The sequence below is a fragment of the Bacillus sp. NPDC077411 genome (genome assembly GCF_044543425.1).
Lineage (GTDB): Bacteria > Bacillota > Bacilli > Bacillales > Bacillaceae_G > Bacillus_A > Bacillus_A bruguierae.
The window spans coordinates 101,448-113,958 of sequence record NZ_JBITWA010000015.1; the positions used below are offsets into that span (position 1 = coordinate 101,448).

Below are 12,511 nucleotides of genomic sequence, written 5' to 3' on the forward strand. Positions count from 1 at the left end.
AAAACATGATTTGTTTTCTCCTTATTTCTGTAGAAAGAGTATAATAAAATGGAAGAAGTAGACATTATAGGGGATTGCTTTGTATTGGTGTAGAAATACAATTAACATCCCATTTCAATTTTGTATTAAGTATAAATGATAAAAGAAGAGACGGTGATACGATGACGAAGAAAGAAAGAATAGAAACAGGATGGAACTTTGATAACAGTTATGCCCGTCTACCGAAATCGTTTTTTTCGGGTCTCAGTCCAACGCCTGTTCGCTCACCGAAATTGATTATTCTCAATCATTCGTTGGCAACATCATTGGGATTGAATGCCGAGGATCTTGAAAGTGACGAAGGGGTAGCAGTACTGGCAGGAAACCAGATTCCCGAAGGTGCGTTTCCTCTTGCTCAAGCATATGCAGGTCATCAATTTGGTCATTTTAACAGGTTAGGGGACGGTAGAGCTTTACTACTTGGTGAGCAGATTACTCCTTTAGATGAAAGATTTGATATCCATCTGAAAGGTTCTGGTCGAACGCCATACTCCCGCAGGGGAGATGGACGAGCAGCATTAGGACCAATGTTACGCGAATATATTATTAGCGAAGCAATGCATGCGCTTGGAATTGCTACTACCCGCAGTCTGGCAGTAGTGACAACTGGTGAGTCAATCATTCGTGAAACGGAACTGCCTGGTGCAATTCTCGTTCGTGTGGCTGCAAGTCATCTGCGCGTTGGCACTTTTCAGTATGCTGCTCAGTGGGTGACTATTGAAGAACTCCAAATGTTAGCTGACTATACACTAGATCGACATTATCCAGGCGGTGATGTAGCTGAAAATCGCTATCTTTTCTTGCTTGAGGAAGTAATTAAGCGTCAAGCTTCCTTGATTGCGAAATGGCAACTAGTTGGTTTTATTCACGGAGTAATGAATACTGATAATATGACTATAAGCGGAGAAACAATTGATTACGGTCCTTGCGCCTTCATGGATACTTATGATCCAGAAACAGTATTCAGTTCCATTGATATTCAAGGTCGCTATGCTTATGGAAACCAGCCATATATTGGCGGATGGAATCTTGCAAGGTTAGCTGAATCTTTATTACCGCTATTGCATAGTGATTATGCAAAATCAATGGAAATGGCTCAAAATGCAATTTTAAATTTTAATAAGTTATATCAATCAAACTGGCTTGCTGGAATGAGAGCGAAATTAGGGATATTTAACGAAGAAGTACAGGATCAAGCCCTTATTGAAGATCTTCTTGCTATCATGCAGAAGTATCGTGCGGACTATACAAATACCTTCCGTGCGTTAACTTTTGATAAGCTCGGGGACATGGCTTTGTTTGAGACTACAGAGTTTGCAGAGTGGCATGTAAGATGGCAGGAAAGACTAGGTAGACAAGAAGAATCGAAAGCTTCCTCACATTTATTGATGCGAAAAAGCAATCCTGCGATAATCCCTCGGAACCACAGGGTAGAAGAAGCATTAGAAGCTGCAGCGGAGCATGGGGATTATAGTGTGATGGATCGTCTTCTTAATGTTCTTTCAAATCCTTACGCGCACTCCACTGAACAGGAGGAGTATGCGGCGCTACCTGAACCTTCAGCCTGTCCTTACCAAACATATTGTGGTACATGATAGAAGTATTAGGGGTACTGATTTCTACAATATAGTTTATGATTTGTACAAAAAATGCTACTTCATTAGTTGAGGTAGCGTTTTTTAGGTTATCATTTCTTCCTTTTTAGTAGAAATCATATCTCGTATTAAGCAAGCCGATACTTTAAAATACCCAATTGTTGATTTTAAATAAAGTCGCGAAGCTTTACCCTTTTGGATACTTTTGTCTGAAGGGGTGTTTTTATGACTAAAAGAAAAAGAACATCTGAATAAAGTGAAACTTCCATCAGTGGAGGTTTTCGTCATCCTCCACTGATGGTTAGCTGAACCAATCGGGCTCTTATGGGCAGTTATCCCCCACCTATCTTCTTTGCTTTCTCTGAATCTTGAGGTGGGGGTCTTACTGCCCTAAAGTAGCGGGATGAAAGATGGATTAAGGAATTATTGAGTGACATAAAGTTGTTCCGTTAAAGGGCCAGATTGTTGAATAATTATTATTGGAAGCTCATGTGGGCAATGCACAATAATAAGAATCATGTTATAATTTAATTTGGTATAAAAACCCTTATTTCTTATAGGAGAGTGCAAATCATGATTATTAAGTTCATCCGTTTCCGTTAATTTCAGGTACATTTCATTTATGCCCATTCATTTTTTGATAAAATGAGTAGGTTTATTTGAGTGTGCCTCATTCAAATTTACCAAATTCGAATGAAATGGGGAACAAATCATGAGTGAAAAGATATTTGAAATTAACGGAATTAATATATGTACAGAGAGTTTTGGAAATCCATCTAAACCAGCAGTCTTATTGATAAATGGAGCTACGAATTCAATGGTTTATTGGGACAAAGAATTCTGTCAAAAATTAGCCGATACAGGAAGGTATGTTATTCGATATGATAATCGAGATGTAGGACGCTCCATAACTTATGAGCCTGGGACTTCAAATTATACAGTAGTAGACATGGCTAATGATGCTACAGGGGTTATAGATGCCTACAATATTAATCAAGCCCACATTGTCGGAATGTCATTGGGTGGTATGATTGCTCAAGTTGTTGCATTTCATAATCCTCAGAGAGTTTTAAGCATGACTTTAATTTCATCAAGTCTTTTTGGTTCCGATGATAACGACCGAGGATTACCAGAAATGGATGAGAGCTTACTAGCTTATCATGCCAAGGGGGCTACATTAGATTGGTCAGATGAAGAATCAATTATTAACTACTTGGTTGAAGGTGCAAAAATGCTCTGTGGTTCACATCATACCTTTGATGAAAAAAGAGCTCGTGAACTAACAACACAAGATTTTAAACGAGCAAATAATTTACTCAGTATGTTTAATCACGCAACACTTGTAGGCAATGATTATTATGAAGGTAAAATTAAAGAAATAAAGGTTCCATCATTGGTGATTCATGGTACAGAAGATACAATCCTTCCCTATGAGCATGGTTTAGCACTTGCCAAAGAACTTCCAAATGCATCGTTACTAACTCTTGAAGGGACTGGGCATGAAATTCACTTTGATGATTGGGATAAAATAATTAACGCTATTTCAAGCCATACGTCAGTCAAGTAAGTTCACGTAGCATAACAAACTTCATAACAGAAAATTCAAGAAGGGTTACATATTCGATTGGTTCCGATTGTAACCCTTCTTTTAATTAAAAAATGCTTTGGAATTTCCAAGTGCACGATAGTCTTTGAGTGAAGAAGTATGACCATTTCATTTTATTAATTTTATATTTTTATTATTCAATAATCGGACGCAATTCTGTAGTCAGAATTGTGCTCGATCTTTATGTATTGGCCACTATATTGAATAAGAGCTGAAAGGCTGGATTAGGTTCGCATTTATGGAATGGAAGTATGAAAAACTGTAAAAACAATACATTTTGTTAAGGATTATAGTACATAAAACTAATAGCTTCCGAATATACTAATAAAATATTTTGGAGGTGGGTTTTATGGATAAAAAAGACTTTCAAAAAATTTATAATGAATACTTACAACAAGGGGAAGACCAAGCTCAATTGGAAGCAGTTGAGGAAGTCGATTCAGGAGTAGAACAAATTGTTGCAGTTCGTAAAAATGATGAGGATGATATTATTGCTTTTAAAACAAGTAGTGGAAGAGAATTAGATTATATTACTGCTCTTGATGAAGCAAAATCAGGGAAGTTAGCTCATGTGGACGTATTTCATAAGTATGGCAGGGATATTATACGTAGTGAACCTGATGGTATTAAAGAAAATAACTTAGATAACTTACCTTCTTTTTAAACGGGTAAACCTAAAGAAGAGAATGTTAATTTGGATATTCTCTTCTTTACTTTACTAATTTAGTGTGATCTTCGTAAACTTGCTGTAAGAAAACCATCAGTTATTCAATTATAGGATGCGATTGTGGAGTAACACAGGAAGAAAATAATCAAACTTTTTTAAAAAACCGAAATATAAACCTGCTGAAAAAGCATCCATTTTGATCAAACTTTTTTCAAAATGGATGCTTTTTATTTACCATAGAATACGGGTTAACACAATATTTTTAATCAAACTTTATTTTAAAGCTACACCAATGTCAAACTTGTTTTCCTGAAATCAATCATTTTTGTCCTTACCTCTACCTCGGGAATTATTCATATTAATTCTCAATAACGATGTAACATAGAGAAAAAAGTAGGGTGTTAGGTGTACTATGTAATTAGATGATTTCTGCTTTTAATTTTTCTGGAATGATAATGAAATAACCATTTTCATCAATAGCAATCAAATTTCTTCTTTTTAACTGATTAATTGTGCGACTAATCGTTTCTCTTGATGTGCCAATCATATTGGCGAGTTCCCGGTTCGTAAACTGGGACGTTAATGTATATTTGTTATTCATTTTTACACCATTTGACTTACATAAACGGAGTAATAACATAATAATTTGTTCGTAAGTATCGTGAAGGATTTGTTCTTCTAATCTGTTCTGAAGATCCACAATTTTTTCTCCAAGAACCTTAAACATTTTAATACATAATTCAGGATGCTGAATCAAAATTTTCTCGAAATCAGCGATTGGAGTAACGATCAATTGTGCAGTCTCAAGTATTTCAGCATGTGCTGGGAAGGTACCTTTTTGGAAAAAGCCAGCGTGAGGAAACATTTCTCCAGCTTGAAGCACAGAAACAATTTGTTCTTTTCCAGCTGCATCTGTTTTTTGAATTTTCACTTTGCCAGAGTGGATAAAAAACACGCGGTCAAGTATGTCGCCCTGCATAAATACAAATGATTTTGCCTTATACATTCGTAATTGTGAAATATCTACAATAGGCTGAAGTTCTTCTTCTGAAAGTTCTTTAAAGAGAGGAACCTCCTGTAAATGTTTTTTTATCATTTTTGCTTTCATATATACAACTCCTTAATAATTCTAGACAAATTTCTATATTTAACTTATACCAATTTTTTAATTATAGCAGTGAAAAAAGTCATATTAATGATAAAATGAATCGTTTTTCAACTTTACAGGAGGAAGAGAAAAACTGATCTTAGAGAAGATAAAGTGAAACTTTCATCAGTAATAGAAAAATACATAAGAAATAGAACATGAGCAAATAGTGCTTATGTTCTATTTTTTACGTATAAGCGGTTTCTATTTAAGAAATTTTTTGTTTGTTCAAGCTCAAAAATGTTGGTTTTGGGCCTTAATTTGATATCTATTGATTTACTTTTTTGTACTTAAGCCTTCGCAATTGCACGAGGGAATAAAATATTATTTTCTAAATGAATGTGCTGGAATAAATCGGATTCAAGAACCGCAAGTCGTTGATAGACAAGGCGATACGTACCGCAAGCTCCTTCTGGAGGAGTAAAATCATTCGTAATATTACGAAGTTCTTTCAAAATATCACCAGCATGACTATGTTCACTTTCCAGTAGTTCTACCACTTTGCGTAATTTCGTATAATTTTCATCAGTTGGATTTTGCTCAAATGCTAAAATCAACGGAAAATCTTCTGTTTCTTCTTTAATTATATGCTGTTCTAATTCTGTTTTTAGTTCATGGAATAGCTTGTGAATTTTAGCTAAATGAGGCTGTGCTGATCCATGAACGCGTAATACTTTTGTCACATATGGACTTAACTGTGGCAATTCTTCGTTTAAATAGCGATGATGTTTATTCACAATATAGTCAATTAATTCACTATAAGAGGCGATTGTCCAGTCAATTTTTGCTTCATTTAATACTTTTGTTTCATAATAAAGAGTATTTAAGTTTGTTATAACCTCTTCTACCGATAAATTTCTCTCACGAATTGCATCGATAAGTGGTCTGTTACCTCCACAACAAAAATCTATTCTATATGATTTGAAAAGGTCACTTGCTTTTGGGAATTTCGTAACAATATCACCAATCACAGAAGTCTCAGTAAATACATGTTCCATATGAATGCCTCCATAAAGTTTAAATTTTGTATCTAGATTAAAAATAGCAATAAATTTAAGTTTATGTAGTGATATATCTCACTGATAACCTGTGAAATTCACCATACGTTGTTTGTATAATAACGGTAAGATTCCTCCATTAGGAAGTGAGTTAATAATTTGAAATAACCTGTGCTGAACAATCAATTATATAGAAAAGACTGTAAATAACGATATTGTGATAGAGCGTTATGGCACTAATGTTTCTGAAATAATTGACGGAAAATTATAACAATAATACAATTAAATAAACTAGATAGTCAGCTTAAAGGGAATTTATAGAACTTAAGGGGGATTGTTATGAAGCAACCATTTTTTACTCGAAATCGAAAAAGATTAGTGGAAACATTGCCGGATGAATCTGTTACCATTCTATTTGCTGGGCAGGCACCTTATAAATCAGCCGATGACCATTATAAATTTGTGCCAAACCGAAACTTCTATTATATGACCGGTATTGATGAACCGAATCTTATTTTTGTGTTAAAAAAGGTAGGCGATACAGTAGAAGAAACGCTTTTCATCGAAAAAGCGGATCCAATTCTTGAAAAATGGGTAGGCAAAACGGTTTCAAAAGAAGAAGCACAAACCATTTCTGGTATAAAAACGATTGTATACTTAGAAAGTTTCGAATCATCAATAGCACGAACGTTTTTTACAGAACATGTGAAACACGTATATTTAGATTTGGAACGCCGAGAGTGGGCAGGGACAGAGACACGGATGTTAGCATTTGCTAAGCATGTAAGAGAACATTATCCACACCTTTCAATCGGTAACGTTTATCCAAATATTTGTGAATTACGAGTATTTAAAACTGAGGAAGAGATTGAAAAGATAAAGGAAGCAATTATGGTTACAAAAGAGGGCATTTATAATGTGCTCAAACATGCCAAAGAGGGTATGATGGAATATGAATTAGAAGCTCATTTTGATTTTACGCTAAAGTCATCTGGTATTAAACATCATGCATTCAATACGATTTTGGCAAGTGGCAAAAATGCAACCGTGCTGCATTATGAGGACAATGATTCTAAAATTAATAAAGGTGACTTAGTGCTGCTTGATCTTGGCGCTCAGAAGGATTATTACAATGCTGATATCAGCTATACGTTCCCAGTGAACGGAACATTTTCGAATCGCCAAAAACAGATTTACAATATTGTGCTAAAGGCATTGAGGGAAACAATTGAGCTTGTGAAACCGGGATTACAATTCTCTGCATTAAATGAGCATACGAAAAAGGTGCTTGCAGAAGAGTGTAAGAAAATTGGTTTAATCCAAGAAAACTCGGAACTCTCCAACTATTATTATCATGGAGTGAGCCATTTCCTCGGTTTGGATACTCATGATGTAGGTTCGTACAAAGACAGAGTACTCGAGGCAGGCATGGTTATTACAGTGGAACCGGGCTTGTATATTGAAGAAGAGGCGATTGGAATTCGTATCGAAGATGATATCCTTGTTACCGAAGAAGGATATGAAAACCTGTCAAAAGACATAATCAGAACGGTTGAAGAGATTGAGGATTTCATGGGAGTACACAATCCAAATGTGAAGGATAGACAGATTGTTGCAAAATAAGAAGAAACGAAGGCGCCTAATTTGTGGCGTCTTTTTCATATTGTTTTAGAATTTTAAGTAATATGTTATATAATGAGTTCCTATTGTGAAGGTGTTAAAATTAAGCGTATAATATTAGGAGTCTATAGTAGAGTATACAAAATTGTAGGTTATCCCTTTATGTGGAAATTTGTGAAGGCTGTAAAGCGTTTATATGAAAATTGAAGAGATATTATAGAAGCTATACTGGAATTTAGATAGGGAGTTTTAAAATGAAATTAATACTAGCTGAAAAACCAGATCAGGGTGCCAAACTGGCAGCACCTTTTTCACATAAAAAAAGAAATGGATATATTGAAATTGCTCCAAATGATGTGTTTCCTAAAGGAGCATTTTTAAGCTGGGCAGTTGGACATTTATGTGAATTGGTTCCACCTGAGGAATATGATCCAAAGTGGAAAAAGTGGAGTTTAAATACTTTACCCATTATTCCAGAAAAATTTAATCATAGAGTTACAAAATCAAAATGGAAGCAATTTAACATAGTCAAGGAATTAGTACATCATAATGAAGTTAATGAAATTATAATAGCGGGAGACGCCGAAAGAGAAGGGGAAGCTATTATTAGGTTAACGTTGATGTTGTGTAGAAATAATAAACCGATGAAGCGTTTGTGGATATCTTCATTGACTCAAAATGCAGTTACAAATGGATTTAGAAATTTGTTAGATGAAAAAGAGACTCGAAATCTTTACTATGAAGCGTATAGTCGTTCCTGTGCAGATTGGCTGGTTGGCATGAATGCTTCTCGTGCATATACACTTTTACTGCAACAAAAAGGTATTTCAGATGTGTTTTCAACAGGGCGAGTTCAAACACCGACGCTTGCTTTAATTGTTAAACGCGAAAAGGAAATTGAGAACTTTAAGTCTGAACCTTTTTGGGAGGTTAATGCCACATTTAATATGGATGATAAAGTCTATATGGGTAAATGGCATAAAGATAATGACTCGAGAATAAAAGAAGCAGCGATGGCTCATAAAATTGCACAATTTTGTAAAGGAAAAGATGCTGAAGTTCATGAGCTTGAAAAGGAAAGAAAGGAATTTCAGCCACCATTTTTATTTAATCTCTCTTCGCTACAAGCTGAGGCCAATAAACGCTTTAAATATTCACCACAACAAACGTTAGATATTGCTCAAAAGTTGTATATCAAAGGAATTATTTCTTATCCTCGTTCGGATTCAAGTTTTGTGACCAAAGAAGAAGCATCAATGTTTCCAGATATTCTACAGAAAATAAGTAATATTGAGGCATATAGTTCATTCTTTCCATTACCTTTTTCTTCAGTTATGGAAAATAAACGTTACGTAAATGAGAAAAAAGTAACAGATCATTACGCTATCATTCCAACTGAACAAGTAACGGATCCTTCAAGATTATCTGGAGAAGAACAAAAAATATATGATTTAGTTATTAGACGATTACTTGCTGCACACTACGATAAAGCAATTTTTGATTATACAACAGTTAATACATTAGTTGACGGTAGAGCAACGTTTATATCTAAGGGGAAAGAAGAAATTCAATCTGGTTGGCGTAAGGTGATTTTTGGTAATAAGAAAGAAAAAAATAAAGATGAGGACGAACAAGATTTGCCTTCGTTAGAAAAGGGAGAACAAGGGGTAGTTCAAGAAATAACGGTAAAAGAGGGGAAAACACAACCACCTAAGCGATATACAGAAGGACAACTTATTACGTTAATGAAAACGGCCGGTAAATATTTAGATAATGAAGAGTTAACTAAGGTGCTAAATAAGACGGAGGGTCTAGGAACAGAAGCAACTCGAGCTGGTATTATAGGTGTTTTAAAAGATCGTAAATATATTGAGGTTAAGAAGAACCAAGTATCAGCCACCGACAAGGGGAAACTTTTAATAGATGCCATTGGTGATAGTATTTTAGCTTCGCCAGAGATGACAGCCAAATGGGAACAAAGATTAGATGAAATTGGAGATGGAATTGCATCTCCAAGTGTGTTTATGGAACAAACAAAGAAACTTACACTAAAACTTATTGATGATGCAAAAGAACAAAGCGGAGGATGGGATTTTCAACAATTTGATCTTACAAAATTCCAAGGTAAACCAGGTTCTAAAAAGAAATCATCAATGGGTACAAAAGTTGGGAAATGTAAAAAGTGTGATGGAGATGTAGTTGATAAGTCCACTTTTTATGGATGCTCGAATTATTCTACAACAAAGTGTGATTTTACAATTTCGAAAAAGATATTAGGAAAGACAATCTCACAAAAGAATATGAAGAAGTTATTGAATAGTGAACAGACGGATTTAATTAAAGGGTTTAAGAAAAATGATAAGGCATTTGATGCAAAGTTAGAGTGGAAAGATGAGAAGATAAACTTTGTGTTTGAGAAATAAATATGTCAAAAAAGAAAAAAGTTCTTTACTAAGCAATAAAGTTCTTTACTAGGCAAAAATACAAAAAAGCATGACAATTTTATGCATGCTTTTTTATTGTGATATAAAAAGGGATTTAAGAGAATCTTGAAGAAATAATAATGGTTAGAGTTTTGTTATGAATTAGTTATTGTTATTAGTAGGCTTAACTTTAAACCACAATTTGAAAGAGTATACAAGTTATGAATTTAAACGTTTTTTTGAATATATTTGTATGTAAAATAAAAAAATGCATCAATAAATAAAGGAGTTGTTGTAATGATTAAAAAATTTAGAATCTCTAAACAAAGTGACCTAACTGGATTCTCATCTTTTAAGTGTTCATTTTGTAGGGAAGAATTTAAATTAAGGGCTGATGAAGTACAAGAAGACGATGTTATTGAATTATTTTGTCCTAGTTGTGGCATTCCTAGTCCAATTTCTACATACTGCACTGAGGATATTAAGGAAAATGCAATGATATTAGCAGAGAATGAAATGGCACAAGCAGTAAATGATCTATTCAAAGGATTAGAAAAGTCTTTTAAAGGAAGTAAAGGCGTGAAATTTAAAGCTGGAAAACCAATGACAACAAAACAGCCAAGAGCATTATATGAAAAAGATGATTTAGATGAAGTGATGTTCTTATGTTGTGATAGAAAAGCCAAGTTAACTATACTAACTAAAGCAGGACATTCTCCATTTTGTCCATACTGTGGGGTGAATTAGTTGGAAACGGCGGTTCTTATTCCTATTAAAAAATTTAAAATTCTATCTAAAAGTTTTAGAAGAGTCTCTGGAGATTTGTTGAATGCAAGTGATGTACATGAGACTATGAGATTGGCTAAAAAGTTTATTACATATATTGAAGGTGAACCTATTATTTATGACTTTATACGTAAATGTCATACACAAGATTATAATATAGAGGAAATTATAGGATTAAAGACATATGGTTCAAAGTATGATATTCCTATTGATAATAATGAAGAAATCAGCTTTATTTATCAACTTTTAAAATATGCAACGGTGCACTTCAATGATTATCATCAATTAACATTTGGGTATGCTTTCTATAAAGGAGCAAGATTTTCAGATCAAGTACGTGAATTTAATTATCAGGTTGTAAGACTTTTAGTAAATCATATTACAGATTATTTAGAGGAGATGGCAATTGAATTGGGAATTGATGAAAAACCGAATGCAAAAGTATTAATTCAAGGTAATGTGGGACAATTTAACTATGCAGAGCAAGGGAATATTGAAGCTCATCAAACAAATAACCAAGATGAAGGTAAGGATCTCCAAAAAGTAGCTCAAGAACTAATCGAGCTTTTAAAAGGAACTTCTATGGAAAACAAAGACGTACAAGAAGATGCGATTGATTTTGTTGGAGAAGTGGTACAGAATATCGAAGAAGGTCAGACACCGAAACCCTCTCTTCTTAGAAGAACAACAACAGCTCTGAAGGACATTAATTCAGCGGTGGAAAGTGGTTCTCAACTTGCTATTAAGATTGGCCAATTTATAAATCTAGTGAGTAGTTGTGTTTCATAAATAATTCAATAATGTAAACTTAATCACAAAAAGACATTTACGGATGATTTTAGTAAATGTCTTTTTAATTTATTTTATATATTAATACTTTTACAACTAATAAATCAAAAAAATTGATGAAGGGAAACCATCATGAAAAAAATAATATTGTATAGTGAATAAACTGCCCAGTCTTTTGAAATATATGAAAAGAAGTTCAAAGCACTGGCAGATCAAAAAAGACTACACATTTTGTACGAATTATGCCAACACGAAGAAACTTGTGTATGTGATCTAACAGATATTCTTGGGTTAACACAATCCAAGCTTTCATATCATTTGAAGCTTTTACGTGATGCTAATCTTATTACAAAAGGAACTTGGAGTTATTATGACATCAATAAAAAAGAAGTTGATGCACTATTATCTGAACAGTTATGCTGCATCTTTCGTCCTATGTCATAATTTTTGATAGAGGATTTAAAATATGTAAGTGGAAAGTTAGTTAATTTACAAATTGAGAAGTGTAAAAATATAGAACATTTTTGTGATATTCAATATTTAGAGTCCTTAGAGGTGCTACGTTTACTTGATTGTGGGGATATACCAACGATATGCTTTATACAAAAATTAAAAAATTTAAAGTGTTTTTCTTTTGTTGGTAGTAATGTGGTAGATGGAAATTTAGATTTTTGTGAAGGTATAGATGTAGTTAGTTTTATAGATAAGAAACACTACTCGCACAAAATAAATACTTTAAGAAACGTAAATTAAACAATAGAAGGAAAATTTTTGACATAAAGAATTAACCATTTTTTACATATCAAGAAAAGATGATTTGTTATAATATACCTGTTATAGG

Annotated in this window: 11 protein-coding genes; 9 read left to right on the top strand and 2 right to left on the bottom strand. The window is 33.8% G+C overall.

The annotated features are described in order from the left end of the window. Positions 1–161 precede the first annotated feature (161 nt). From ACIGHG_RS18290 to ACIGHG_RS18300, 3 genes are all read left to right on the top strand, one after another. Complete coding sequence (locus ACIGHG_RS18290; RefSeq protein ID WP_336474009.1) at positions 162–1,634, top strand: protein adenylyltransferase SelO; 1,473 nt, start codon at positions 162–164, stop codon at positions 1,632–1,634. Positions 1,635–2,346: 712 nt separating this feature from the next. Next, on the top strand, positions 2,347–3,201 hold the full coding sequence (mle, locus tag ACIGHG_RS18295; protein WP_336473955.1) for an alpha/beta fold macrolide esterase: 855 nt from the start codon (positions 2,347–2,349) through the stop codon (positions 3,199–3,201). A gap of 388 nt (positions 3,202–3,589) precedes the next feature. Continuing rightward, positions 3,590–3,904, top strand: coding sequence for a DUF3892 domain-containing protein (locus ACIGHG_RS18300; protein WP_396549768.1), 315 nt, complete (start codon positions 3,590–3,592; stop codon positions 3,902–3,904). 421 nt (positions 3,905–4,325) lie between these two features. Here ACIGHG_RS18300 and ACIGHG_RS18305 read toward each other — a convergent pair whose 3' ends face one another. Together ACIGHG_RS18305 and ric are read right to left on the bottom strand one after the other, a co-directional pair. Further along, a complete protein-coding gene (locus ACIGHG_RS18305; protein ID WP_396549770.1) occupies positions 4,326–5,015 on the bottom strand; it encodes a Crp/Fnr family transcriptional regulator in 690 nt (229 codons plus the stop codon). A gap of 329 nt (positions 5,016–5,344) precedes the next feature. Next, positions 5,345–6,052: an iron-sulfur cluster repair di-iron protein gene (gene ric, locus ACIGHG_RS18310; RefSeq protein WP_396549772.1), complete on the bottom strand. Its 708-nt coding sequence runs from the start codon at positions 6,050–6,052 to the stop codon at positions 5,345–5,347. Between the two features lie 339 nt (positions 6,053–6,391). Here ric and ACIGHG_RS18315 point away from each other — a divergent pair, with 339 nt between their 5' ends. The 6 genes from ACIGHG_RS18315 (at position 6,392) to ACIGHG_RS18340 (ending at position 12,423) form a co-directional block, all read left to right on the top strand. Continuing rightward, positions 6,392–7,675 carry an aminopeptidase P family protein gene (locus ACIGHG_RS18315; protein WP_396549774.1) on the top strand — a complete coding sequence of 428 codons (1,284 nt, stop codon included), beginning with the start codon at positions 6,392–6,394 and terminating at the stop codon, positions 7,673–7,675. Between the two features lie 251 nt (positions 7,676–7,926). After that, positions 7,927–10,095 (top strand): DNA topoisomerase III, encoded by a 2,169-nt coding sequence (locus ACIGHG_RS18320; protein ID WP_396549776.1) that lies wholly within the window; start codon positions 7,927–7,929, stop codon positions 10,093–10,095. Between the two features lie 297 nt (positions 10,096–10,392). Next, the gene (locus ACIGHG_RS18325; RefSeq protein WP_396549777.1) at positions 10,393–10,842 is read left to right on the top strand and encodes a hypothetical protein; all 450 of its coding nucleotides are present in this window, start codon (positions 10,393–10,395) and stop codon (positions 10,840–10,842) included. Positions 10,843–10,947: 105 nt separating this feature from the next. Continuing rightward, on the top strand, positions 10,948–11,670 hold the full coding sequence (locus tag ACIGHG_RS18330; RefSeq protein ID WP_396549811.1) for a hypothetical protein: 723 nt from the start codon (positions 10,948–10,950) through the stop codon (positions 11,668–11,670). 180 nt (positions 11,671–11,850) lie between these two features. Continuing rightward, positions 11,851–12,114: an ArsR/SmtB family transcription factor gene (locus tag ACIGHG_RS18335; protein WP_396549812.1), complete on the top strand. Its 264-nt coding sequence runs from the start codon at positions 11,851–11,853 to the stop codon at positions 12,112–12,114. A 3-nt stretch (positions 12,115–12,117) separates the two neighbouring features. Next, positions 12,118–12,423: a hypothetical protein gene (locus tag ACIGHG_RS18340; protein ID WP_396549779.1), complete on the top strand. Its 306-nt coding sequence runs from the start codon at positions 12,118–12,120 to the stop codon at positions 12,421–12,423. Positions 12,424–12,511: the final 88 nt, after the last annotated feature.